Origin of the sequence: Hydrogenophaga sp. (genome assembly GCF_965657535.1) — a bacterium.
Lineage (GTDB): Bacteria > Pseudomonadota > Gammaproteobacteria > Burkholderiales > Burkholderiaceae_C > Hydrogenophaga.
The window spans coordinates 282,199-307,305 of record NZ_CBFHOP010000005.1; the positions used below are offsets into that span (position 1 = coordinate 282,199).

Here is a 25,107-nt window from a genome sequence, read left to right on the forward strand (position 1 = left end):
AATGCGCCCAGCGCTTGGCAACGGCCTCAATGACTTGATATGTATTGCTGCAAGTTCAACAATAGTCCTTCCGGTTGCAATAGAGAACTCCACCATAAAGCAAAAAAACAACAGTCACATCATGTATTCACACGCTTCTTCTGAGCATGTGACTGGGCATTTGGCTTGGCGTTGTTCCTCTCCTTTCAATGAAACTCGGTTCGGGGTGGATTGCCGTTTTTTTCTTAGCGGGTCATCTCGCCAGTGATTGGATGCTTCGGACGGCATGTCGCTGCGTGTGCAAAATAGCGGGCAATCAACGGAAATACTCTATGCGCCACACTGTGTTGTAATCCACAGTGTTTCCACCTTGAAATATGGCCGAACTGACAATTGCATTCGTAGATTTGACCGGTAGCGTGTCCGTGTTTGAAACACTGGGCAACGACCGTGCGACGAAAGCCGTCACGAAATTGACCCAGTGGATTGGGTCAGTGGGTCTAGAAAACGGGGGCAAGGTGGTCAAGATGCTTGGCGATGGCGTTTTGCTCTCCTTTAGCAACAACCGCCATGCCGTCGAAACCATCATCCAGATACAGCAAGAGCACGCCAACCGGGTCGCACAGTGGCCAAACCGCCTGAAGCTCATGATGCAAATCGGCATGGCTCGCGGCCAGGTGGTGCAGATTGACGGTGATTGTTTTGGTGACGCGGTGAACGTGGCTTCTCGCCTAAGCGATCTGGCCGGTCCAGAGCAGATTCTGGTCACCGACCAGGTAATACGCAAACTGGGTGTGCGCCATGGCGTGCGCAGCCGCACGCTGGGGCCCATGCGCATCAAAGGCCGTGCAGAGCCCTGCGAGGTGTTCCGCATCGAATGGCAGCCCGAGATGCTGTCTGAATTCTTGACCCTGCCATCGGATCTTCACCAGCTGGGTATGTCCGGCGAGTCCGTTTTTGGCGGCATTGAATTGGAATGGCTGGATGCCAGCAGAGCGTTCAACCTGACCGACCTGCCAATGAAAATTGGTCGCGTCCCGGAGGCCGACTTTGTGGTGAACGACCCCCGTGTTTCCCGCCTTCACGCCAGCATAGACATCCGTTCGGGAAACTACGTGCTGGAGGACATCAGCAGCTACGGCACCTGGGTTCGGTTTGAGGGCGCTGAAAATGCCATCGCGCTCAGGCGCCAAGAGTGCCTGCTCCACAGCAATGGGGAAATTGCCATGGGCGCTCCGTTTTCCGACTTCAGTGCACCCACCGTCAGCTTCAAGCTGGTGGAAGGCAGCATGACGCTGGGGCGCAGTACGATCCGGTCCTGAAAGGCAGCGCGACCGCATAAAACGGCGGTTGATCGCTCGTTGGCACTTCGTCGCCTCACCTTGGTGGTCCACTCAGGCGCACCGTACCACCGTTTTCATGCTTACTTGAGGTTGCCAGAAAGGAATTGGGCGAGTCGCTCGCTTTTCGGATGGGCCAGCACCTCGGCCGGTATGCCTTGCTCTTCAATCTTGCCCTGGTGCAGAAAGATCAAGTGCGACGACACTTCGCGCGCAAAGCCCATCTCATGCGTTACTACCAGCATGGTGCGTCCCTCTTCGGCTAGCAACTTCATTACACGCAAAACCTCGCCGACCAGCTCGGGGTCGAGCGCACTTGTTGGCTCGTCAAACAACATGACGGCAGGTTCAACCGCCAGCGCGCGGGCAATAGCCACGCGCTGTTGCTGACCGCCGCTCATGTGTGCAGGGTAGCGGTCTTCCACACCGCGCAGCCCCACCCGTTCGAGATAGCGCCGGGCAGTCTCCACGGCCTTGTCACGCGAGATACCGAGCACATGGATCGGTGCCTCAATGATGTTTTCGAGGACCGTCATGTGTGCCCAAAGGTTGAAATGCTGGAACACCATGGCCAGCTTGGTGCGCAAGCGCTGCAGCTGAGCGGTATTGACGGCCTGCAATTCACCATGGCGGTCTGTTTTGAGTTGCAACTCTTCACCGGCCAGCACAATGCGCCCGGTATTGGGCTTTTCCAGCAGATTGATGCAGCGCAATAAGGTACTTTTGCCCGAGCCTGAACTGCCGATGAGGCTGATCACATCGCCCGCCCGTGCCTGCAGCGACACGCCTTTGAGCACTTCATTCGGGCCAAATCGCTTGTGAATGTTCTCCACCTCCAGCAACGGGCTGGCGGTGGGCGTGGTCGCGGCGTGTTCAGCGTTCATGAATTCAGGTGTGTAAATGGGTGATGCAGGTGGTCACGGGCATCATGCACCCAACAGGTCACCAGACCGGAATGGCACACTGCCTGCGATCTTGCCCACCTCGCCACCGGCGATGACATAGCGTTCTTTGACCGTGGCGTAGAGGACGCCCGCGACCTCGGTGCGCACAGCGTGAATGCGGGATTGGCCCACTGCGGTCGGGTCGATCACCTCGGCCACCACCTCACCGACAGCCATGGCCTGACCCGGTTTTGCCAGAAAAACCAGCACACCGGGAACCGGAGACCTCAAGGTTTGGGAACCCGCCAGGGGTGTGGGTGTGCAGGGCAGGGTGGGCAGCTCTTTGGCTGCGTCAGTCCGCACAACGCCCAGGTGCTCCATATAGGCCAGCAACGCGACAGCATCGTGAGTGGCGTGTTCGTGGCTCACGTCAGATTCCCCGCGAAGCTCCACCGTTGTGCTGGCGCAGGCTTGTGGCAGCACAACGCTGAGTCCGGCCGCCTTGAAATGCGCGGCCAACTGCCACCACAGACCCGAGAGGCGCTCGTCGAAAGGGCCACCCCCTGACTCGCAGGCGAGCAGCACGGCCTCACAGCCGAGCAGTCGCGCCAAAGGCTCCAGCGGTGGCCAGCAGGCTTCTTCGCTATAAAGATGCAGCGCAGCTTCCCAGTCGCAGTGCAGATCGATCACCACGTCAGCGTCGTGTGAGAGCAGCAACAACTGGCGCCGCAGGCTATCCAATTCGGTCAGCGGCTGCCAGGCGGCCAGCCATGCGCCCACGCTTTGACGGACTGTTGCGACATTGGCAGTCGCGTCGTTCCCTAGGTGGGGTTTCACCTCTTCCCACACGGCCAGGGCCAGGTCGGGGTAGTTGCGGTTGAAGTTTTGCGCGGTGTCCAGCTCAAACCGGCCCATGGCTTTGTGGTCCAACCGTTGCGCCAGACCAATCGGGTTGGCAGCGGGCACCAGCACCACCTGGCCCAACAGGCGCCCGTCTTGTTCAGCCTTCTCCAGCAACGAGCGCAGGTGGTGTGCCACCAGCATGCCTGGCAACTCTTCTGCGTGCAGACTGGCCTGCACGTACACCTTAGGCCGTGCGCTCGCGGGTCCAAACTGAAAGCTCACCAGGGTTTTCTGGCTACCCAGGCTGGGGCTCAACAAGGGATGTTCGGTGCGGTGCATGGGTTCCGGAAAAACAGTCAGTCCGTGCCGTCAGTGGCGCCGTGGGGCCAGATGGGCAAGAAAGCGTTGCTCTGCAAGCCTGAACAGGCCCACCAGGGTGAACGTGATGCATAGGTAGATCGCCGCCGCGAACAGATAGGCCTCAAAGGGCAGGTAGAAGTCAGAGTAGATGCGGCTGGCGGCTGCGGTCACGTCCAGCATCGCCGGCACGGTACTGGCCAGGCTGGTGCTGTGCAGCATCATCACCACCTCGTTGCTGTAAGCGGGCAGGGTGCGGCGCAGGGCGCTAGGCAAGACAATGCGGCGCATGGCTTGCACACGGCTCATGCCCATGGCCTGTGCCGCTTCAATTTCTCCAGCGGCGGTTTCCCGAATGGTGCCAGCCAGCATTTCAGCCGTGTAACCCGCCGTGTTCAGGCTGAAGGCCAGCAAGGCACAGAAAAACGGTTCCTTGAAATGGGTCCACGGCCACACCTCGTCCCAGCGGGTCTGTATCCATTCCAGTTGGGCCAGACCGTAGTAGATCAGGTAGACCTGAATCAACAGCGGCGTGCCACGAATCACATAGGTGTAAGCCCCTACCAGCGCACGCAGCGGCGCCACCGAACTGGTGAGTGCGAGCGCGAAAACCACCGCCAGCACGGCGCCCACGCCCAGCGATGACAGCAGCAGCGTGAGAGATGTCACAACACCTTCGCCGTAGAGGGCCAGGGTGTCGGGCTCAAAGATGACTTGCCATTTCATGCTCGCGCCACCTTACACATGGCCGCGCTTCACACCCATGCTGAAGCGGCGCTCCAGCTTTCGCAGCGCCCACAGGGACACCGATGTGTAAACCAAGAACAGGCCTGCGGCAAAAAGGAAAAAGGTAAAGGGCTCGCGCGTGGCAGAACTTGCCTGCTTGGCGAGGTAGGTCATCTCTTGCAGGCCAATCAGACTGATCAAGGCCGTGGCCTTGATCAACACCAGCCAGTTGTTGGTGAAGCCGGGCAGGGCGTAACGAACCATCTGCGGTGCGGTAATGCGTAAAAACGTACGTACGCGGCCCATGCCAAAAGCCCAGGCCGCTTCCATCTGGCCTTTCGGAATCGACAAAATAGCGCCACGGAAGGTCTCAGTCATGTACGCGCCATAAATGAACCCAATGGTGAGCACACCGGCCAGGAACGGGTTGATATCCACCGTGGCCTTGCTGCCCAGCGCTTCCAGCAGGTTGTTCAGACCAATGGTGCCACCGTAAAAAATCAGCAGCATCAGCACCAGTTCGGGTACGCCGCGCACCAAAGTGGTGTAAACCGTGGCCAGGGTAACAAGCACTGGACGGCCGGAGAGCTTGGCAGCTGCGCCCACCAAGCCCAACAAGACGGCTACCAACAGTGCGGCCAAAGAGACGCCCACCGTGAGGAGGGCGCCTTGCAGAATGGACGCGTAATACCCGGTCAAGCTTTATTCGCCGTACACGTCGAAGTCGAAATACTTCTTGCTGATGGTTTCGTAGACGCCGTTCGCACGGATGGATTTGATCGCTCCATTGAGTTCGTCGCGCAGCACGGTTTCACCTTGTCGCATGGCAATGCCAACGCCGTACCCGTAGTACTTCACGTCGTTCAGCACCGGACCCACGAAGCCGTAGCCTTGACCTTCGGGCTTGCTCAAGAAGCCACCTGTGACTTCGACAGAGTCGGCCACGGTACCGTCCAGACGGCCCGACTTGATGTCCAGGTAGACCTGGTCTTGCGCTTCGTAAGGAACCACCTTCACGCCGGCGGGCTTCAAGTCGCCCATGGCGTATTTTTCTTGGGTCGAGCCTTTCAGCACACCAATATTTTTGCCTTTGAGCGAGCTCAGGTCGGCGAAGGGTGTGTCTGCCTTGACCACAATGCGGCTGGGGGTGTTGTAGTACTTGTCGGTGAAGTCAACCACCTTTTTGCGGTCGTCGGTGATCGACATCGAGCTGATGATCACGTCGTACTTCTTGGCCTGAAGGCCAGGAATCATGCTGTCCCAAACTTGTTCGACGTAGACGCATTTGCGCTTGATTTCGTTGCAAAGTGCTTCGGCAATGTCCACGTCAAAGCCCGTGGGTTTACCGTCTGGCGTCTTAAAAGTGAACGGTTCGTAGGTTGGGTCAATCGCCACCTTCAGCTCAGGCAGTTCGACGGGTGCTGGCGCTGCAGCCTTCTCGGGCGCTGGTGCGGCAGGTGCAGGGGCTTCTGTTTTACCGCAGCCCACCAAGGTGGCCGCACCAACAAGACTCAAAGACAAAAACAAGTTCTTCATGGAAGTCCTTAAACAATTTTGAAATGTGTGATCTGCCAAAGTGGTTGTTGGCAAGCCCCGCGATTGTAGGCTGGGGCAGACCAATTCTCGGCACGCACCATGCTGGTGTTTCCCCGCATGGGACGCAGGTTGGTTTCGTTTCAGAGCAATATTCACACCCGTTGGTCCTGGATGCATTAACTATACATAATATACATCGTGGAATATTTTTCCTGTCTGCAAAATGTCGACTTAGAGCCTCAAATGACGACCAGAAGGCAGCGCAGCCTATCCGAACGAGAAGCTTTGGCCCTCGTTCCTGAGCAGCCACCTACCCACGTTACCAGCGTCCTTTGGGCTGCTGGCTGCGCACGTAGGCCGCGATCGTGTTCGCGGCCTCGGTGCGCCCAGCGCGGTGTGCAAAGTCGATGGCGGTCAGCCCTTGTTCATTTTTCACCGAGCTGTCTGCGCCTTCTTCCAGCAACAGCTTGACCACAGCCGGGTTGCCGTAGTGCGCAGCCATCATCAAAGGCGTGCTCCTGTTGGGCGACTCGGCATCGATGTATGCATGGTGCTCCAGCAACAGGCGCACCATGGCGATGCTGCTGGGTGCTTCGTTGGATGCGGCGTAATGAAGTGGTGTCCAGCCTGGCTTGTTCACTTCAGCGCGGCGTTCTATCAAGCGTTGTGCCTGGGCCAGGTGGCCTTTCAGCGATGCAATCATCAGCGGGCTCTCGCCTTGTGCATTGCGAGCCTCGACGTCCACATTGGGCTGGCTGAGCAGAAAGTTGGCGACCTTGAGTGAGCCGTCGCGCAGTGCGAGCGTCAAGCCGTGTTCACTTTTCTCATCGCGGGTGTTCAGATCGAATCCGCGCAAGGTGAGCGCAATGACCTGTGACTCGTTGTCTTGCTGGATGGCCCGGAAGTAATCGTTGAAAGAGCTTGAAAATGCACTACAGGAGATAGCCAAAAACAATGTAAAAACAAAGCTCTTTGTGTTCTTCTTAAAGTAATTTGACATGATGGATCAGGCAACGGTCCGGTTGAACAATGCCTCGAAATTGTCGCTGGTGCGCTTGGCCACTTGTTCGACAGACAGGCCTTTGATATCGGCAATCTGCTTGGCCACGAACGGCACGTAAGCCGGTGTATTGGTTTTCCCCCGGTGGGGAACGGGCGCCAGATAAGGGCTGTCGGTCTCTATCAGGATGCGGTCCATGGGTACGAACGCCGCTACTTCCCTCAAGTCCGCAGCGTTGCGAAACGTGAGAATGCCTGAAAACGAGATGTAGAAATCAAGATCCAGCGCTGCACGCGCCACGGCTTCGGTTTCGGTGAAGCAGTGAAAGACACCGCGGGAACGGGACTGGCTCCCATGCCCATCGGTGGCACTGGCGAAGCCGCCCTCTTCTCGCAAGATTGCCAATGTATCGTCAGACGCGCTGCGGGTGTGGATCACAAGCGGAAGTTCTGTGCTGCGCCCGGCGCGGATATGGGTTCGATACCGCTCGCGTTGCCAAGCCATGTCTTCCACGGTGCGGCCATTCAGCCTGTAGTAATCCAGCCCGGTTTCACCGATGCCAACCACTTTGGCCCGCTTGGCACGGGTCAGCAGATCGTCGAGTGTGGGCTCTTGCACTCCTTCGTTGTCGGGGTGCACGCCCACGGTGGACCACAGGTGGGCGTTTTCCCTGGCCAGCGCATGCACGCCTTCAAACTCTTCCAGCGTGGTGCAAATGCACAGCGCCCTATTGACCTGGGCTTGAGCCATGGAGGCCAAGATGGCGGGAAGGTTTTCCCGCAGCTCGGGGAAATTCAGGTGGCAGTGGGAGTCGGTAAACATGCGTGAGGGGCTATGAAGTGGCTACGCGTTCAGGCCTGGCCTGGCATGACGCAGCCTGACCCGAACGCTCAGATGGTTTGTGTGGCGCGGTCGGAACCGAGGCTGGCTCCGAGAATTTCTTCGATTTTGATTTTCAAGTGCCGCGATTTTTCGTCGGCCGGAAAGCGAATGCCCACGCCCTGCGTGCGTGAGCCAGAGGCCTTAGCTGGCGTGATCCAGGCCACTTTGCCTGCGACCGGATAACGCTGCGGGTCATCGGGTAGGCTGAGCAGCACATAAACGTCGTCACCCAGGCGGTAGTCGCGTGAGGAGGGTATAAAAATGCCGCCGTCGGCAAACAAGGGAATATAGGCCGCGTAAAGCGCCGCTTTTTCCTTGATGGACAGCTGGATGACGCTGGGACGTGCGGCGTTGGCCGAAGGCAATGGGGCGGTGCTCATGAGCGGCTAGTTTAGCGGCATTCGGTTGATGGGGCGGCGGCAATAAGGCCGCAAAGGACACGACTTTTTGCCCGCTTCGCCCAAGCCAGCCCGGCCAATCAGCCGCCGCCGTCCGAACTGAGTATCTGCCGGGTGCGGGCGGCCCAGGCTTCTTGCATCAAACCCGCATTGAACGGGTGCTCCACCGTGCGCGCTGCGCCCATGAGTTCGCGCGACCAGGTGGCAAGTACCGCCCAGCGCGGTGCTTTGGGCAGCGTGCTGGCAGGGAAAAATCGGGGCGCTGCACCTGCTGCTGCGGCCATCAGGTCATGACACAGCTTCTGCAATACCGCGAGCTGTCGGGCCGCAGGCCAGTCGGCCAGCAAGGTCCAGTCGCCACGGGCCAGCGCTTGTGGCAATTGAGTCCAGGCCTGTGCGTTAAGACCGCTGCGTGCCCAGTCTAGTGCATCGGCAGGGCGCCCGCCGGCAGCTTGCAGCCACACCTGAGCCTGTTCGCGCGTGGCCGCTTCAGCACCGGGCTTGACCATGGCGCTGGCCTGCGCCTGAAGCCAATGCAAGGCTTCGTCGGGCGACGGCCACACCATGGCATGCCCCTGACAGCGGCTGCGGATGGTAGGCAGCAGCTGGTGGGCGGCTTCGGTGGCAAGCACAAAACGCACTTCGCCCACGGGCTCCTCCAGCGTTTTGAGCAAAGTGTTGGCCGCTTCCACGTTCATGCGCTCGGCGGGGTACACCAAAACCACTTTGGTGCTGCCACGCGAACGGGTGAACTGCGTGAAGCTGACGGCTTCGCGTGCGGCTTCCACGCGGATCAGCTTGCTGGCCTTGCGCTTTTTGTCGTCGATGTCTTTTTGCGAGCCCTCGTCCAACGGCCAGCCAAGTTCCAGGCTCAGCGTTTCGGGCATCAGCACGCACAGGTCGGCATGGGTCCGCACATCAATGGCGTGGCAGCTACCGCAGTGGCCGCAGGCGCCCTGCGCGGTGGGCTGCTCGCACAGCCAAGTGCGCGCCAGCGCCAGCGCCAGTTCGTACTGACCCAACCCTGAAGGGCCTGACAGCAGCAAGGCGTGGCCCCTTTGCGCCAGGAGGCTGCGCAGTTGCTGCTGCAACCAGGGTGCTGGCGCAGAAGTGGGCAGCGCTTCGGGGACGGCGTTCATAACTGACCTTGAGGTGTAAGCCAGCCGCGCTGCACAAACGCTTGTTGCACTTTGAGCCATACGGCGTCGACCGGCTGGTCGGCTGCAATGCGGGCAAAGCGGCTGGGTTGCTCTGCCAGACGCTGGGCATAGCCCGCGGCGACGCGGGTGAAAAAAGCAACCGGTTGGGATTCAAAGCGGTCTGGCACCCGGGCGCCAGCCAGGCGCTGCGCCGCCACTTCGGGCGGCAGATCAAACCAGACGGTGAGATCGGGTTGGCGCAGCTGAACCGGGTTTTCAGGCAGGCTTTGTACCCACGTTTCCAGCTGGCGCAACACGCCCAGGTCAAATCCGCGGCCGTAGCCCTGGTAAGCAAAGGTCGCATCGGTAAAGCGGTCGCACAACACCACCTCCCCCCGGGCCAGCGCGGGTTCAATCACTTGCAGCAGGTGATCACGGCGGGCAGCAAACATCAGCAAGGCCTCGCACAGTGGGTCCATGGCGTCGTTGAGGACCAGGGCTCGGAGCTTTTCCGCCAGCGGCGTACCGCCCGGCTCCCGGGTCAGAGCGACCGGGCGACCCTGCGCGCGAAAGGCCTCGGCCAAGCCGGCGATGTGGGTGGACTTGCCCGCGCCGTCAATACCTTCAAAGCTGATGAAAAGACCGGGCTGTGCCATGGAGGTGAAGGAAGTATGGTTCGCAAAAAGAGCCGTTCAACGGCCCAGGATGTAACGGCGAACCGCCGCATTGTGCTCGTCCAGCGTGGTGCTGAAATAGCTGGCACCGTCCCCCCGGGCGACGAAGTACATGGCTTTGGTGGATGCAGGCCGCACAGCCGCCAGGAGCGAATTGCGCCCCGGCATGGCAATGGGTGTGGGCGGCAGGCCGGCGCGGGTGTAAGTGTTGTAGGGGGTATCGGTTTGCAGGTCCGATCGCCGAATATTGCCGTCGAAGCGTTCGCCCATGCCGTAAATGACGCTGGGGTCGGTTTGCAGCCGCATGCCGATGCGCAGCCGGTTGCTGAACACGCCTGCCACCATGGCGCGGTCGCTTTCAAGGCCGGTTTCTTTTTCAACTATGCTGGCCAGAATCAGGGCTTCATCGGGCGAGCGCAGTGGGCTGCCGGGCGCACGCTGGGACCAGGCGGCATTCAGTTGCTGCTCCATGGCTTGGGCGGCCTGGCGCAGCACAGCAGACGCTGGCGTGTGCTTCACCATGCGGTAGGTGTCCGGGAAAAACCGGCCTTCGGGGTGGCGCCCAGGGTAGCCAATGCGGGCCATCAGTTCGGCCATGCTCACGCCATCGAGGTCTTGCCTCAGGTCGGGTGAACTGCGCACCGCCTGCAGCACTTGGCGGATGTTCCACCCCTCCAGCAAGGTGAGGCTGCGCAGGGCTTGTTCGCCGCGCACAAGCTTGGAGAGCAGGCTGGTTGGTGTGGTGCCAGGAGCCAGTTCGTAGCTGCCGGCCTTGATCTTGCGCGAATCGCCCGACAGGCGAAACCAGGCGTACAGCAGCACGGACGGCGCCTGCACACCCGCGTTCACCAGCGTGTCAGCCACAGCGCGAGCCGATGCGCCGGGTGCAATGGTCACGTCTAGCGGGGTCTCGGCGCTCACCGTGTCGGGCATCTGCAAGGGCTGACGCAGCCACCAGGCAGCCGCAGCAGCTACGGCCAGACCCAAGAGCATCAGCGCAAGCAGCAGTTTCAGCAGGCGTATCACAGCGGGTTGGTCGTCTGGGAAAAGAGTGGGGACAAGTGCACGGCGGGGCGCGCTTTGATGGGCCGGTGATCATAATCCAGGCATCCGAATGAATCGAAAGCAGACCCCGACATGAGCCACGTCACCGCCCAGGACCCCGCGTTTGATGCCACCCGGCTGCAAGGTGCCGCCCACCTGCCCCATTGGGGCGTGATACGCGCCCAGGGCGCCGACGCCACCAAGTTTCTCCATGGTCAGCTTACGCAAGACTTTTCGCTGCTGGGTCTGTCTGAAGCGCGTTTGGCGGCCTTTTGTTCTGCCAAAGGGCGCATGCAAGCCAGTTTTGTGGCCTTCAAACGCAGCCACGACGACATTTTTTTGGTGTGCAGCCGCGACCTGCTGGCAGCCACGCTCAAGCGTTTGTCCATGTTTGTGCTGCGAGCACAGGTCAAGCTGAGCGATGCCAGCGATGCTTTTGCGCTGTGGGGTGTGGCGGGAGCGGCACCCGCAAACCTTCCCGAAAAGCCGTGGAGCACCACCACAACAGCCGATGGCGCCCATTGGGTGCGCCTGTACCCGGCTGCTGGCGTGGCGCGTGCCCTGTGGGTGGCGCCGGTGGCGCACGGTGTGGCGCCTCAGCCCAGCGGCCCATTGCTGGACACCGCTCACTGGGCCTGGCTAGACGTGATGAGCGGCGTGGCCACCCTGACCCAACCCGTCGTTGAAGCCTTTGTGCCGCAGATGCTGAACTACGAGTCGGTAGGCGGCGTGAACTTTAAAAAGGGTTGCTACCCCGGCCAGGAGGTGGTGGCCCGCAGCCAGTTCAGAGGCACGCTGAAGCGCCGGGCTTACCTGGTGCAAGCCTCCGCACCCCTGGCCGTGGGCCAAGAAGTGTTCCACGAGAGCGATGCTGAGCAACCCTGTGGCACTGTGGCCGCAGCGGCCGCGAACCCGGACGGCGGCTGGCATGCGCTGGTGTCGATGCAGACCCGTGCCGCAGAAGGAGGCGGGCTTCACGCAGGGAGCGCACAAGGGACGGCGCTGACCGTGCTGCCACTGCCCTACCCTTTGCTCGACGACATTTGACCCGACGCTGACCGAGCGAACCCATGTGCCTGATCGCCTTTGCGATTGACGCCCACGCGGCCTGCCCACTGCTGATTGCGGCCAACCGCGATGAGTTCTTTGACCGCCCGACCGCCAGTCTGCACCGTTGGAAGCTGCCTGAGGGCACCGACGTGGTGGCTGGACGCGACCTGCGCGAGGGCGGCACCTGGCTCGGGGTGAGCGCCGGTGGGCGTGTGGCCATGTTGACCAACGTGCGCGATGGCCAGTCGGGCGTTGGCCTGCGCAGCCGGGGCGAACTGCCCACGCGCTGGCTCGCAGGCGATCTGGACTGGCACGGCCTGCAGGCGAGCATCGACCCAGCTGCGTACGGTGGTTTCAATTTGGTGGTGGGGGATCTTCACCAGGGCCATTGGGCCTGGCTGGGCAACCGCCACCCCGCACGGCCGCACGACGCCCAGGCAAACCAGCTGCACACCCTGCGCCTGAAACCCGGTGTCTACGGCCTGTCCAATGCGACCCTGAACACCCCCTGGCCCAAGACGCAGCGCCTCACACAAGCGCTGCAGGCATCGCTTGACAAAGCGGCAGAACCCGAGCCCGGCACCCCTTGGTGGTCCGGTCTGCATCAGGCTTTGGTGGATGACCAAAAGGCCGCAGATGCCGACCTGCCGCAGACCGGGGTGGACCCGGCACTTGAGCGGCAATTGTCCAGCCCGTTTGTACGCATGTCCGAACGGGGCTATGGCACACGCAGCAGCCTGGTTGTGCGGGTTCAGCCGCGAGATCAGGCGGTGGGGTCCTGGTGGGTCAGCCTGGATGAATGGACCCACGACCACGCCCCGGAGACGCCAGATGGGCGCTGCGGGTCTGCCGCCATGCAGTCGGTACACCGCACCGAAACCTTGGTGTGGTGAGCTCAGGCACTGCTGCCTGATCTACAGCCCCGCTCTACTGGCCAGCGGCTGGCGGTTGCTGCAGCTGCGGCCACAAGCCTTGTGGAATCATATTGAGCGTGTTTTGCTGCTGGCCAGGCGGTGTGGCGGCCATCGCCGCGCGGAAATATTCCATCGCCTTGGCCACGTCACCCTTGCCCACCCAGGCGTTGCCCAGCTTGGCATCGCCGTCGAGCTTGCTGCCGGGCCAACCTTGGTTGCGCAGCTCTATCGACCGGATGGCCAGGTCCCAGTCTTGCGCACGCATGCCCAGCACATACCCGGTATTGACCATGTCGTAGTCGTACTTTCCAGCGGTGATGTCTTCGCGCGCCATCGCCAACGCCAGGGGCTCATTCCCATTGCGGCTGAGCAAGATCACTTCGAGCGAGCGCACAGAAAGGGCCTTGGGCTGCAACACCTTGGCGCGCTCCAGCATGGCCATGGCCTGCTCAGGCTGGCCCATCTGGGCATAGCCCCGTGCCACGTTGCTCATAAGGGCGGTCACGTAAGGGCGTGAGCCCAGCACCGATTCCCAAATCCACACCGCATTTTTCCAGTCGCCCCATTTGGCCAGTTCGTCGGCCACCATCGGGGTGATCTTGCGGTAGTGGGGGTTGATGTCGATGCCCTCCTTGATCATGCGCAGCATGTCTTTGCGTGGCTTGATCCACTTCGGGTTGTCGTGGTCGCCCGACTGGCTCACCGACAGCGCAATCTTGGTGGCATTGACGATCAGGCGCTCGCAGGCCACGGCCTGCTGGGTGATGTAAGCCGCCAGGGCCAGGCAACCTATGCTGACCATGGCACCAGCCTGCGAAAAGGCCGGTTTCCAGGGCAACCGGGCAGCGGCCGTCCAGCCGCGCTGGGCCAGGCGAGCGTCAGACGCCGCCAGAATGCCCAGGCACACGGCAAACAAGGCACCCGTGCTGGCCATGCGCCAGGGGAAGCCAGCGTTGCTGACGATCAAAAAAGCCATCAGGGCCGCCAGGGTAGAGCCACGCAACATGCCCTCTGTTTGTGCGTCTTCGCCTTTGAGCATCAGGGTGCGCCAGGCTGCGCGCGCCAGGTAACCCAACAAACCCAGCAAGAACACCCAGCCCGCCAACCCGTATTCGGCCAGCAACTGCAGTATTTCGTTGTGCACGTAATAGTCGGTTTCGAGCTGCGAACCTTGGGTCTGGTAAAGCGGCAAATCCACCTCCCAGGCGCCAGCGCCCACGCCGCTCATGGGGCGCTGCGCAATGATCCGGCCCGTGGCTTGCCACATGACCATGCGGATCGAGATCGAACCGGATTCGTACTCTTTTTGTTCTGCCACCGTGAGTGCTCTGGCAAAGGCACGCTCCAGCGCGTTGTTCCCCACGTTCTCTGACACCATCTTCGGGTTGCCGGTGCTGATCAACCCCAGGCCGAGCACCGTGGCCACCAGCAAGCCAACGGCCAAAATGCGCCGCCCAGCGTCCCAGCTGGACACAGCCAGGTGCTGGCGGTAGCGCCACAGCAGCACCGGGGTCACCAGCAGCAGTGCAACAAAGGCCAGCAAGGCCGAGCGGGTGCCCGTCATGAACATGGCGACCAGATTGAACCCGATGGAAAACGACAGCAGCGCCACGGTGGCACTGTTGCGCGCCCGGGTCAGCAGGTACACCGAAAAAGGCAGCGTACACACCACAAACTCGGCAAAGAAGTTGCGGTTGACGAAGGTCGAGGCGGGGTTGGGGCCTTGCGGGAAAAATGCGAAGTCGGCCCAAAACTGGAGTGCGGTCCAGAGCGACGCGAAGCATGCTCCCGCGTGGATACCCCAGGCCAGGGTGGGCAGGCGCTCCCGGTCCAGCGTGTTCAGCCCGAGCCACAGCAGGATGGAAAACACAAACCACCGAATGGCTTCAACCCCAGCCAAGTAGGTGTGTGACCAGGCCATGCTGCCCAGGGCATAGGCCGTGAGCAAAAGCGGTAGCCACACCACCGCGTGCCAGCGAAGCGCCTGGTCTCGGTTGCGCTGGTTCCAGAAAAAGAACAGCGCCGCACCCAGCGCAGCAAAGGACACGATGATGGATTTCAGCGTGTCCTGGATCATTTCCTCATTGGGAACACCCAGCGCAGGTGCCAGCAGCATCATGAGCGCCAGGATGGCGACCGTCCAGTCGCCCTTGATGGCTTCGCCCGGCAGGGCCAGCGCGCCCAGGGAGGGCAGCATTTGTGCAGCCGAAGCCGGGCTGGGCGCTGCGGCACTGGCTGGACGGATGGTGGGGTTGCTGGCGCCCGAGGCGGGCGGCGCACTGCGCTTTTTCTTGGCCATGGAACTGTGGTTTGGGTTTGTGGCGAGCTGGACAATCCACTGCGCACGCGGTGTGGGCATGTGGGCGCCGCCAGGGCGGGCGTTCCAATACCAAAGTTCTCTATTGTCGCTTGATCCTTGGTGCGGACCGTTCGAGCAGCCCGGCCAGCGTTAAAGTTTCGTGAACATCTCCACGTGATCAATGCCTGCCTCGACAAAAGGCGCCCCCCGGCGCTGGTAGCCCAGACGGCTGTAAAAACCCTCGGCGCTGCGCTGGGCGTGCAGCACCACCTCAGCCGCGCCGTGTTCGCGGGCCGCATGCATCAGCGCGTGGAGCACGTCGCGCCCCAGGTTGCCGCCGCGCAGCACACGCGTCACGGCCATACGGCCCACCTTCACCGTGCCAGCTTGCGCGCTCAGGTAGCGCCCGGTGGCCACCGGCACGCCCAGGCGGTTGTAGGCCACGGCGTGCACGGCGGTGTCGTCGGCCGCATCCCTTTCCAGTTCTTTGGGAATGCGCTGCTCGTGCACAAACACCTCGGTGCGGATGCTTTGAGCGTCGGGTCCCAGCGCGCTCCAGGGGCCCACCTGCACGGTGCTCATGGCTTCACCCGCTTCAAACCCCATCATGATTTCCCGCAATGCCGGCGGCACCGGCTTCGATGTCTGGGTGGCCGGGTCGGCAAACACATAGACGATCTCGCCGGTAATCAGGTGCTCATCGCCACGAAAGATGGCGCCCGTAAAGGTCATGGATGAGCTTCCGATGCGGCTGCATTTCATCGCCACCTCGATCTGGTCGTCCACCCGAGCCGAGGCATGGAATTCAACCGTCGCTTTCACCACGTACAAGTCACCCTCCAGCGCGTCCATGGTGGCCTGGTAAGGCAGGCACAGGGCACGCCAGTAGTCCGATATGGCCGTGTCGAAATACATCAGATAGTGCGCGTTGAACACGATCTTTTGCATGTCCACCTCGGCCCAGCGCACGCGCATGCGGTGAAAAAAGCGGAAGTCAGCGCGTTTCAAGGGGGTCATTCAGGTGTCTCCAAAGGCATGACGCAGCGCACGAGCGGCGTCGTTGTGGGCGGTCAGCGCCTGCGGGATAGCGCGGCCGAAATTGATAAAACCATGCACCACACCGGCGTAAATTTCCAGGTCCACCGGTACCCCGGCCATGCGCAGGCGGTCGGCGTACTGCAGGCCTTCGTCAACCAGCGGATCGCATTCGGCCAGCCCCACCCAGGCGGGGGCCACGCCTTCCAGTTCACGCAGTTGTCCGCTGCCATCCACCCCGTCCAGCGGGGCAAAGCGCCAGTCGTCGCGGTCGGCCAGGCTGCGCACGTAGTGGTTGAAAAAGTAGGTGATGTGCGGTTCTTCGAGCAAAAAACCGGTGGCAAAGCGGTGGTGCGAAGGCGTGTTCTGGTGGCCGGCGCAGCCGGGGTAAAACAGCAACTGCAGCACCAGCGGCCAGCCGGCATCGCGCGCGGCGATGGCGGTTACGGCCGCCAGTGTGCCGCCCGCGCTGTCGCCACCTATGGCGATGCGCGAGCCGTCCAAGCGCAGCGCTTCAGCCTGTTCACGCAACCAGGCCAGGCTGTCCCAGGTGTCTTCCACTGCGGTTGGAAATTTCCACTCGGGCGCCAGCCGGTAGTCCACCGACACCACCGCGCAGCGGCCCAGGTGGGCCAGGTGGCGGCACAGCCGTTCGTGGGTGGCCACGCTGCCCACGGTAAAACCGCCCCCATGCAGGTACAGCAAAACCGGTAGCGGGTGGTCGGCATGCGGTGCAAACAGCCGGGCGGACAGCTCAAACCCATCGCGTGCCGGTAGCTTCAGGTCCTCCACGCGCGCCAGTTTGTGGGGCGCTATGTCGAGCACGGTGGCCCCCGCTTCGTAGGACAGTTTGGCCTGCGCCGGCGAGAGCGCATGCAGGGGTGGGTGCCCGGCACGGGCCATGCGGTCCAGCAAGCCGCGCATCAGCGGCGTGAGCAGAGCCCTGGGGTTCTTGTGGTGCGACATGGGTGGGCATTGTGGCTGTCTTTTGCGGGACCGGTCGTCGCGCTGGCGGCATTGGCAGCGGGCGGGCGCGGCCGTATAGTTTTGCTTTGTTTTTCCATCACCACACGAGACCCGCATGGCCCAAATTCTGTATGTGACCAACATCCTGATCGAGTTCGGCGCCCTTGCGCAACTGCAGGCCGAATGCAAGCGGGTGGGCATTACCCGCCCACTCATCGTGACCGATGCCGGCGTGCGCGTGGCGGGCCTGCTGGAGAAAACCCGGGCCGCCCTGCCAGGCGTGCCGCTGGCGGTGTTTGATGAAACGCCGTCCAACCCAAATGAAGCAGCGGTGCGCGCTGCCGTAGAGGTGTACCAGCGCGAAGGCTGCGACGGCTTGATCGCCCTCGGCGGGGGCAGCTCCATCGACTGCGCCAAGGGCGTGGCCATTGCTGCCACACACGAAGGCCCGCTGAAAACCTACGCCACCATCGAAGGTGGGTCCCCCAAAATCACCGACCGCGTGCCGCCACTGATTGCGGTACCCACCACCGCTGGCACGGGCAGCGAAGTGGCGCGCGGCGCCATTGTGATCGTGGACGATGGCCGCAAGCTGGGTTTCCACAGCTGGCACCTGGTGCCCAAAACCGCCCTGCTCGACCCCGAGCTCACGCTGGGCCTGCCGCCGCTGCTGACCGCCGCCACCGGCATGGACGCCATTGCCCACTGCATGGAAACCTTCATGGCCCCGGCCTTCAACCCACCCGCAGACGGCATTGCGCTGGACGGCCTGGAGCGCGGCTGGGCGCACATTGAGCGCGCCACCCACGACGGGCAAGACCGCGAAGCGCGGCTCAACATGATGAGCGCCAGCATGCAAGGCGCCATGGCATTCCAGAAAGGCCTGGGCTGCGTGCATTCGCTCAGCCACAGCCTGGGTGGTGTGAACCCGCGCTTGCACCACGGCACGTTGAATGCGCTGTTTTTGCCGGCCGTGATCGCGTTCAACGCCGAAGCAGAGTCGATGAAAAAAGAGCGCCGACTGGACCGCATGGCCCATGCCATGGGCTTGCGCAGTGGCAGCGAGATACCGCAAGCCATTCGCGACATGAACGCCCGCCTGGGCCTGCCCACCGGCCTGGCCGCCTTGCATGTGGAGCGCGACTGGTTTGAAAAAATCATCACCGGCGCGCTGGCCGACCACTGCCACAAGACCAACCCGCGCACGGCCAGCGTGGCCGATTACAGGGCGATGCTCGAAGCGTCGATGTAAGCAGCCTTGGGCTTGGCCCTTGCGCCGAGCTTCAATGCTCGTGGTTGTGAAGCCGTGCGCCCACATGCACGTCGCCCCGCGCTTCGGCCAGTTCCACCTGCCGCTGGCGCTCCGCCAAATGGGCTTTTTGTTCCGGGCTGCGCTTGTCGTGGCACTGCGGGCAACTGACACCTTTGACGTAGTGCGGTGACGCCTTGTCTTCCGCGCTGAGCGGCCACCGGCACGAGCGGCACAAGCCGTAAGGGCCAGGCTGCAGGCCGTGGCCCACGCTCACGCGCTCGTCGAACACGAAGCACTCTCCTTCCCAGGTGCTCTCTTCGGCCGGCACTTCTTCCAGGTATTTCAGGATGCCACCCTCCAGGTGGTACACCTCGTCAAAACCGCGCATTTTCATCAGCGCGGTGGACTTTTCGCAGCGGATGCCGCCAGTGCAAAACATGGCCACCTTGGTCTTTTTGCCAACACCGGCCTGCAGTGCAGGCTGCGCGTCCAGCCAGGCCGGCAGCTCGGTGAAGGTCTTGATGTTGGGGTTGATGGCGCCTTTGAACGTGCCAATGACCACTTCATAGTCGTTGCGCGTGTCGATCACCACCACGTCCGGGTCGGCCAGCAAGGCGTTCCAATCTTGCGGCTTCACGTACTGGCCCACCGTTTTGTTGGGGTCCAGTTCGGGCACCCGCAGGGTGACGATTTCTTTTTTCAGCCGCACTTTCATCCGCAAGAAAGGGGGCTTGTCGGCCCAGGCTTCTTTGTGCTGCAGGCTGGCCAGGCGCGGGTCGGCATGCAAATGGGCCAGCACCGCGCGCACGCCCGCTTCAGGCCCGGCAATGGTGCCGTTGATGCCTTCGCTGGCCAGCAGCAGTGTGCCCTTCACGTGGTGGGCATCGCAACAGGCCTGCAGCGGCTCGCGCAGCGCCTCGAAATCGGGCAGGTCTACAAACTTGTAGAGCGCGGCCGTGAGGTAGCGCGTGTTGGCGGCCACCGCCGTCGGTGTGTCGGTGGAGAGAGAAGTAGTCACAGAAGTCATAGGGGAATTATCCTCCGGACGGTGCACCGTGGCGCACCCCGTTGGCGGTTGCATCGTGCACGACAAGGCTTCGGTTCACAAAGCTTCGATCCGAGACAGGTCGGGCCGTTCCAGCCACTGTGCAAACTCGTCGGCCAGTTGCTGGCTGGCAGCGGTGGCCGCCTGCCACACCCGCATACGCGCGGCCAAGTCCTGCCCGTAGTGGGTGAAGTCGTTCCGATCGGGCAGTTTGCCGTTGGGCAAGGTCTTGACCCAGGCCGGGTCGGGCGCCAGCAACAGCATCTGGTCCAGTGCCGGGCTGGCCGGGTGGCGGTGCTTCCACACCTTGTCCAGCCACCCGGGCACCACCGCTTGCTGAAAATGCGGGTACAGCACAAGGGGTGACTGAGCGGGTGGCTGGTAGCGCAGGTGCAGGTGGTAGTCGGTTATGCCACCGTCCCAATAGGCACCGGGTGGTGCGCCAGCAATGCCGTGAACTGCGCGCAGCGCGAACGGAATGGAGCAACTGGCCTGCAGGGCGTCCATGAAGTTGTCGCTGCGCAGCGGCACCTGGCGGGTGCGGAAGTCGGCGGTGGCAAACGGCAACGCCACCGCCGGCCCGCCCGGTGCATGGGCTGATGAAAACACCACCCGCTCCAGCCAGCCGCCCAGCGCCTTGCGGTTCACCGCATTGGCGGCAAATGCGCCCAGGTAGCCCAGCGGTGTGCGCAAAGCGCCTTCTTGCGCCAGCACATGGCGCCCGCGGGACGTGACCAAATGGAGGTGAAAACGCGGGTGGTTGAGCACCTCGTCAACGCGCCCGCCGTAAAACTGCTGCAGGCTCTGGCCAAACTGCTCGCTCACTTGCTGGGCACTGGGCCGCTTTTCGCCGGGGCGCAGCGCGTAGTGCTGGGCTATGTAGTCGCGCTCAAGCCGTTCAAAGGCGGCCACCGAGCCGCCCAGGCACGCCGTGGCCATGCGCCACGCGCCGATAGACGCCCCCACCAGATCCACCGCTTGCTGGCTTTGCGGCAGCCACTGACCAAAGATGAAGCGGTCCAGCGCCCCAAGGATCAGCCCCTTGGGGCCGCCTGCTGCGGCAGGCATCACGCCCACGTCTTGCGGGCGCAGGCCGTGCTGTTCAATGTGTTGGCGGGCCTTGGGGCCGGCGTAAAGGCGAAGCGCTGGATGTGCAGGAGACATAGGGCTGCGATTGTCTCGCAGCGCGGCGGGGCCGCCGCCACTCAACTCGCTTCCGAAGTCTCGGACGCTTCTTTCTGCCGGGTCAACGACGGAATTTCTTCACCGATGACCGTGTCCGGATCGATCCCCAGCACCAGGCCAATCGGGTCCGGGTAGGTGTTGATCAGGCCCTGGCTGCCGATCGACATCTCTTCGGCACGGGCACGCCAGGAAGCGATGTGGATGACCCCGGCCACCGGTTCATAGACATCGTTTTCAAAGGGTGCTGTCTGGTGCTCGATGGCATTGATCATCTTTTTCGGGAAGCTCCATTCCCGGGCCAGTGCAGCGCCCACTTCGGCGTAGCTGTAGCCAAACAGGCCTTTTTCAGCCCGGGCGCGCTTGAGGTCCAGCATGGGGATGCTGCGGTCCAGGTCGATCATGGCCTCGGGCATCGCCATGTGCATCATCAGCTCGCCAATGCCATGGATCAGGCCCGAGGTGAAGGCGGTGTTTTCGTCGACCTTGATGGGCAGCGCGATGTAGCGCGACAGGTTGGCCGAATTCAGGCTGTAGCGCCAGAATTGGTTGAGGTTGACGCTGCCCACGCAGTGAAAACTGTCACCCAGCGCAGCACCAATCACCAGCGCCCGCACCTTGATGAGTCCCATCACCTGGATGGCGTCACGCGCGTTGGTGACCGAGCGGTTGAGACCAAAAAAAGCCGAATTGGCCATTTTCAGCAGCTTGGCGGTGAGCACCGGGTCGGACTCGACGTACGCCGCAGCCTGCAGCACGTCGACCTCCTCCTGCTCAAAGGTCTCGATCAGCTTGCGAATCACCTTCGGTACGGTCGGGAGTGCGTTGGGCTGTTTCAGGAGCTTGTCGAGGTGCATGGTGGGCCTGCCAATCGGTGGTTTCTGGGTCAGCGGATATACGCTAAGTGGTATTTCGTCTATGGGTTGCAAGACTTGAGACTTTTTAGCTCTTTTGCATGGAAACAGCAGCTGACCGCGCTTTATCCGCTGGAGATACCTCTCAAGGCCGAGCATCTTTCCCACAAGCAAGCGCACCTTGGGGATGGCAGGGCTTGTACCCCGATTGAGCTGCCGGGGCGCGCGCTGGCCGCCCACTCGGGACCGTCCAACGGCCGTTTCTCAGTTCAGTCGGTAAAGGCACTGATCGCATGACTGAACGACCATTCGGAGGGATCTTTGCCGAGCACGCTGTCCAGATCGAGTCCGAGCGTGAGGCCCACCATGTCGGGAAATGTGGCCACCAGACCGTTGTTGTCCAGCTGAATCTCTTCGGCACGCGCACGCCACGAAGCCAGGTGCAGCACGCCGCCCAGGGGGTCGTACGCGGCACCTTCAAAGGGCTCTATCTGATTGGCCAGCGCCGACACCATGGTGGTGGGGAACTGCCATTTTTCGATCATGCCGGCGCCCACCTCGGCATAGGAATAGCCAAAAACGGCCTTCTCCGCCGCTGCACGCTGCAGGTCGAGCGGTGTCACTCGCAGATCGATCGGCCCCACTTCGTCGGGCATGGCAATGTGCATCACCAGGTCGCCAATGGCATGGATCAGGCCGGCGGTAAACGCATTGCCCTCGTGCTGACGAAGCAGGCCCGCGAGTGAACGAGAGATCTCGGCCACGCGCAGGCTGTAGCGCCAGAACTGTTTGAGATCGACACCCGGAACGTTTTTGAAGCTCGCGCCCAGCGCTGCCGCCATGACCAGGGAGCGCACATGGGTCATGCCCAGCAGCGCCACGGCCGCATCGGCACTGCCGATCTTGCGGCTGACCCTGAAAAAAGCCGAGTTGGACAGGCGCAGCACGCGGGTGGTCAGTGCCGGGTCGCGGCCAATGAGCTCGCCCACCCGCCTCGGGCTGGGGTCTTCTTTGTTCATTTCACCCAGCAAGTCAGAGACACTGCGCGGCATGGTGGGCAGCGCCCGGGGGTAGTTCAGAAGGGCTTCGAGTTGCATGGGGCTGAAGTCCGCAAAGGTGGCTCGGATTGACTCTCCCCTTTGTATCGACCCAGACCGCAGCAACTTGAGCCCTCGCCGGCACCTTGCCAATCGCTTTTCTACACCGCGAAAACAGCCCTCAAAGGCCCATTTCTGCCGCGTACGCCGTAGCGGGTTCAGCGCTTGCCTTGCAGCTTGGCAAACGCCGACGCCATGGCCGAAGGCGCGGCCTGTGCGGGTGCCTGGGTGCCCCGGGCACCCGGTCGCTGGCCTTGGCGAGCGGGTTCAAACCGGTTGTCCCGTGCGCCGCCTTCGCGCCCCGAAGAGGCGGGCGCGTCCCCCAGTTTCATCGACAAGCCGATACGCTTGCGGGCCACGTCCACTTCCATCACCTTGACCTTGACGATGTCGCCCGTCTTGACGATCTCGCGGGCATCGTTCACAAACTTGTGGGCCAGCTGGCTCACATGCACCAAGCCGTCCTGGTGCACGCCCAGATCAACGAACGCGCCAAATTGCGCCACGTTGCTCACGGTGCCTTCCAGAATCATGCCCTCGCGCAAGTCGCTGATGTCGTCCACGCCGTCGTTGAAGCGGGCCACCTGGAAGTCCGGACGCGGGTCGCGGCCGGGTTTTTCCAGCTCGGCCAAGATGTCTTTGACCGTGATCACGCCGAATTTCTCGTTAGCAAACAACTCCGGGCGCAGCGTCTTGAGCATGTCGGCCCGACCCATGAGCGCGCCCACCGGCTGGCCGGTTTTGGCGATGATCTGCTCCACCACCGGGTAGGTTTCGGGGTGCACCCCGGTCATGTCCAGCGGGTTGTCGCCACCGCGTATGCGCAAAAAGCCCGCGCTCTGCTCAAAAGTTTTGGCACCCAGACCGGCCACATCCATCAGCTGCTGGCGGCTTTTGAACGCGCCGTTGGCTTCGCGCCAACGCACCACCGCCTTGGCCACGCTCGGCGACAGGCCCGACACCTTGGACAACAGCGGCACGCTGGCCGTGTTCAGGTCCACACCCACGCCGTTCACGCAGTCTTCCACCACCGCGTCCAGCGTGCGGGCCAGGTCGCTCTGGTTCACGTCGTGCTGGTATTGGCCCACGCCAATGCTCTTGGGGTCGATCTTCACCAGCTCGGCCAGCGGGTCTTGCAGGCGCCGGGCAATGCTGGCGGCGCCGCGCAGGCTCACGTCCACGTCGGGCATCTCCTGGCTGGCAAATTCGCTGGCGCTGTAAACCGAAGCACCCGCCTCGCTCACCACCACTTTTTGCAGGCCGTGGCAGGGGTGGCCGGGCTCGGTGCCTTTTTGCACCAGCTTGATCAAGTCGGCCGCCAGCTTGTCGGTTTCGCGGCTGGCCGTGCCGTTGCCAATGGCGATCAGGTTCACGCCGTGTTTTTCACACAACTTGGCCAGCGTGTGCAGCGAGCCGTCCCAGTCGCGCCGGGGTTCGTGGGGGAACACGGTGGACGTGTCCACCAACTTGCCGGTGGCGTCCACCACCGCCACCTTCACGCCAGTGCGAATGCCGGGGTCCAGCCCCATCACCACGCGCGGGCCGGCCGGTGCGGCCAGCAGCAGGTCGCGCAGGTTGTCGGCAAACACCTTGATCGCCACCGCCTCGGCGCTTTCGCGCAGGCGGGCAAACAGGTCCCGTTCGCTGGACAGGCTGAGCTTCACCCGCCAGGTCCAGGCCACGCACTTGCGCAGCAGGTCGTCGGCCGCCCTGCCCTTGTGGCTCCAGCCCAGGTGCAGCGCAATGCGGCCTTCGGCCAGCGAAACGGTGGGCGCCGGGCGCCCGCTGGCCATCAGCACCGGTTCGGGCTCGGGCAACACCAGCTTGGCATCCAAAATTTCCAGCGAACGCCCGCGAAACACCGCCAGCGCGCGGTGCGATGGCACTCGGCCAATGGGTTCGTCGTAGGCGAAATAGTCGCGAAACTTCGCCACATCCGGGTGGTTTTCGTCTTTGCCAGCCACCAGGGTGCTTTTCAGCAGGCCCTCGGCCCACAGCCATTCGCGCAGGTTTTGCAGCAGTGCAGCGTCTTCTGCCCAGCGCTCGCTCAAAATGTCGCGCACCCCGTCCAGCACCGCCTGCGGGGTGGAAAAATCCGGCCCCGGCTTGCCATCGTCCAGCACCTCGGGTGGCTTGGTGAAGGCGGCCGCTTCGGCCAGCGGGTCCAGCGTCGGATCGGCAAACAGCTTGTCGGCCAGCGGCTCAATACCAAATTCCCGGGCGATCTGCCCCTTGGTACGGCGCTTGAGTTTGAACGGCAGGTACAGGTCTTCCAGCTCCTGCTTGGTCGGCGCTTGGGCAATGGCGACGCGCAGCGCGTCCGTCAGCTTGCCCTGCTCGTCAATGGCCTTGAGCACCGCCACGCGGCGGTCTTCCAGCTCCCGCAGGTAACCCAAGCGGTACTCCAGCTCGCGCAACTGGATGTCATCCAGCCCGCCGGTCACTTCTTTGCGGTACCGGGCGATGAAGGGCACGGTGGCGCCCCCTTCCAGCAACTCCACCGCGGCCAGCACCTGCCGCTGTTCAACCCGGATCTCTTGCGCGATCTGCGCGATGATTTTTTGCATGTCCCAAGGGGCTCCAGCGGCCCGGTTTCAAACGAAGCGGGTGA

At 62.5% G+C, this 25,107-nt stretch carries 23 protein-coding genes; 4 read left to right on the top strand and 19 right to left on the bottom strand.

The window, feature by feature from the left end; translation table 11 throughout:
* The first annotated feature begins 356 nt into the window (after positions 1-356).
* On the top strand, positions 357-1,301 hold the full coding sequence (locus ACTG4K_RS10895; RefSeq protein ID WP_439114228.1) for an FHA domain-containing protein: 945 nt from the start codon (positions 357-359) through the stop codon (positions 1,299-1,301).
* 101 nt (positions 1,302-1,402) lie between these two features.
* On the opposite strand, the gene ACTG4K_RS10900 is transcribed toward ACTG4K_RS10895, so the two are convergent.
* The 11 genes from ACTG4K_RS10900 to mltG form a co-directional block, all read right to left on the bottom strand.
* A complete protein-coding gene (locus tag ACTG4K_RS10900; RefSeq protein WP_439114229.1) occupies positions 1,403-2,203 on the bottom strand; it encodes an ABC transporter ATP-binding protein in 801 nt (266 codons plus the stop codon).
* A gap of 42 nt (positions 2,204-2,245) precedes the next feature.
* Positions 2,246-3,385 (bottom strand): M14 family metallopeptidase, encoded by a 1,140-nt coding sequence (locus tag ACTG4K_RS10905; protein WP_439114230.1) that lies wholly within the window; start codon positions 3,383-3,385, stop codon positions 2,246-2,248.
* 30 nt (positions 3,386-3,415) lie between these two features.
* The gene (locus ACTG4K_RS10910; RefSeq protein WP_439114231.1) at positions 3,416-4,129 is read right to left on the bottom strand and encodes an ABC transporter permease; all 714 of its coding nucleotides are present in this window, start codon (positions 4,127-4,129) and stop codon (positions 3,416-3,418) included.
* Positions 4,130-4,141: 12 nt separating this feature from the next.
* On the bottom strand, positions 4,142-4,828 hold the full coding sequence (locus ACTG4K_RS10915; RefSeq protein WP_439114232.1) for an ABC transporter permease: 687 nt from the start codon (positions 4,826-4,828) through the stop codon (positions 4,142-4,144).
* 3 nt (positions 4,829-4,831) lie between these two features.
* On the bottom strand, positions 4,832-5,665 hold the full coding sequence (locus tag ACTG4K_RS10920) for an ABC transporter substrate-binding protein (protein ID WP_439114233.1): 834 nt from the start codon (positions 5,663-5,665) through the stop codon (positions 4,832-4,834).
* Positions 5,666-5,984: 319 nt separating this feature from the next.
* Positions 5,985-6,614, bottom strand: a complete 630-nt coding sequence (locus ACTG4K_RS10925; RefSeq protein WP_439114234.1) for an ankyrin repeat domain-containing protein — start codon at positions 6,612-6,614, stop codon at positions 5,985-5,987.
* Between the two features lie 57 nt (positions 6,615-6,671).
* On the bottom strand, positions 6,672-7,487 hold the full coding sequence (locus ACTG4K_RS10930) for a TatD family hydrolase (RefSeq protein WP_439114235.1): 816 nt from the start codon (positions 7,485-7,487) through the stop codon (positions 6,672-6,674).
* A 68-nt stretch (positions 7,488-7,555) separates the two neighbouring features.
* A complete protein-coding gene (locus ACTG4K_RS10935; RefSeq protein ID WP_439114236.1) occupies positions 7,556-7,927 on the bottom strand; it encodes a PilZ domain-containing protein in 372 nt (123 codons plus the stop codon).
* 98 nt (positions 7,928-8,025) lie between these two features.
* Positions 8,026-9,084: a DNA polymerase III subunit delta' gene (locus ACTG4K_RS10940; RefSeq protein ID WP_439114237.1), complete on the bottom strand. Its 1,059-nt coding sequence runs from the start codon at positions 9,082-9,084 to the stop codon at positions 8,026-8,028.
* The gene (gene tmk, locus ACTG4K_RS10945; protein ID WP_439114238.1) at positions 9,081-9,740 is read right to left on the bottom strand and encodes a dTMP kinase; all 660 of its coding nucleotides are present in this window, start codon (positions 9,738-9,740) and stop codon (positions 9,081-9,083) included. Before tmk ends, ACTG4K_RS10940 begins: the two co-directional genes overlap by 4 nt.
* Positions 9,741-9,776: 36 nt before the next feature.
* Positions 9,777-10,751, bottom strand: a complete 975-nt coding sequence (mltG, locus tag ACTG4K_RS10950; protein WP_439114239.1) for an endolytic transglycosylase MltG — start codon at positions 10,749-10,751, stop codon at positions 9,777-9,779.
* Positions 10,752-10,895: 144 nt separating this feature from the next.
* On the opposite strand from mltG, the gene ygfZ reads away from it, so the two are divergent.
* Together ygfZ and ACTG4K_RS10960 are read left to right on the top strand one after the other, a co-directional pair.
* Positions 10,896-11,849, top strand: coding sequence for a CAF17-like 4Fe-4S cluster assembly/insertion protein YgfZ (gene ygfZ / locus ACTG4K_RS10955; protein ID WP_439114240.1), 954 nt, complete (start codon positions 10,896-10,898; stop codon positions 11,847-11,849).
* A 23-nt stretch (positions 11,850-11,872) separates the two neighbouring features.
* Entirely contained in the window at positions 11,873-12,745 is an 873-nt protein-coding gene (locus ACTG4K_RS10960) for an NRDE family protein (RefSeq protein ID WP_439114241.1), read from the top strand.
* A 34-nt stretch (positions 12,746-12,779) separates the two neighbouring features.
* Here ACTG4K_RS10960 and ACTG4K_RS10965 read toward each other — a convergent pair whose 3' ends face one another.
* The 3 genes from ACTG4K_RS10965 to ACTG4K_RS10975 all read right to left on the bottom strand — a co-directional run bounded on the left by ACTG4K_RS10965 (position 12,780) and on the right by ACTG4K_RS10975 (position 17,066).
* Positions 12,780-15,065: an O-antigen ligase family protein gene (locus ACTG4K_RS10965; RefSeq protein ID WP_439114242.1), complete on the bottom strand. Its 2,286-nt coding sequence runs from the start codon at positions 15,063-15,065 to the stop codon at positions 12,780-12,782.
* 150 nt (positions 15,066-15,215) lie between these two features.
* Positions 15,216-16,082 (bottom strand): YbgC/FadM family acyl-CoA thioesterase, encoded by an 867-nt coding sequence (locus tag ACTG4K_RS10970; RefSeq protein ID WP_439114243.1) that lies wholly within the window; start codon positions 16,080-16,082, stop codon positions 15,216-15,218.
* Positions 16,083-17,066 carry an alpha/beta hydrolase gene (locus ACTG4K_RS10975; protein ID WP_439114244.1) on the bottom strand — a complete coding sequence of 328 codons (984 nt, stop codon included), beginning with the start codon at positions 17,064-17,066 and terminating at the stop codon, positions 16,083-16,085.
* Between the two features lie 115 nt (positions 17,067-17,181).
* Between ACTG4K_RS10975 and ACTG4K_RS10980 the strand changes: the two genes are divergently transcribed.
* Positions 17,182-18,318 carry an iron-containing alcohol dehydrogenase gene (locus tag ACTG4K_RS10980; protein ID WP_439114245.1) on the top strand — a complete coding sequence of 379 codons (1,137 nt, stop codon included), beginning with the start codon at positions 17,182-17,184 and terminating at the stop codon, positions 18,316-18,318.
* Between the two features lie 31 nt (positions 18,319-18,349).
* Here the strand turns inward: ACTG4K_RS10980 and trhO are convergent, their stop codons facing one another.
* The 5 genes from trhO to ACTG4K_RS11005 form a co-directional block, all read right to left on the bottom strand.
* Positions 18,350-19,345 carry an oxygen-dependent tRNA uridine(34) hydroxylase TrhO gene (trhO, locus tag ACTG4K_RS10985; protein ID WP_439114246.1) on the bottom strand — a complete coding sequence of 332 codons (996 nt, stop codon included), beginning with the start codon at positions 19,343-19,345 and terminating at the stop codon, positions 18,350-18,352.
* A 75-nt stretch (positions 19,346-19,420) separates the two neighbouring features.
* Positions 19,421-20,527 (bottom strand): patatin-like phospholipase family protein, encoded by a 1,107-nt coding sequence (locus ACTG4K_RS10990; RefSeq protein ID WP_439114247.1) that lies wholly within the window; start codon positions 20,525-20,527, stop codon positions 19,421-19,423.
* 41 nt (positions 20,528-20,568) lie between these two features.
* Entirely contained in the window at positions 20,569-21,402 is an 834-nt protein-coding gene (locus ACTG4K_RS10995) for an HDOD domain-containing protein (RefSeq protein WP_439114248.1), read from the bottom strand.
* A 266-nt stretch (positions 21,403-21,668) separates the two neighbouring features.
* Positions 21,669-22,496 (bottom strand): HDOD domain-containing protein, encoded by an 828-nt coding sequence (locus ACTG4K_RS11000; RefSeq protein WP_439114249.1) that lies wholly within the window; start codon positions 22,494-22,496, stop codon positions 21,669-21,671.
* 158 nt (positions 22,497-22,654) lie between these two features.
* Positions 22,655-25,063: a Tex family protein gene (locus tag ACTG4K_RS11005; protein ID WP_439114250.1), complete on the bottom strand. Its 2,409-nt coding sequence runs from the start codon at positions 25,061-25,063 to the stop codon at positions 22,655-22,657.
* Between the last annotated feature and the right edge of the window lie 44 nt (positions 25,064-25,107).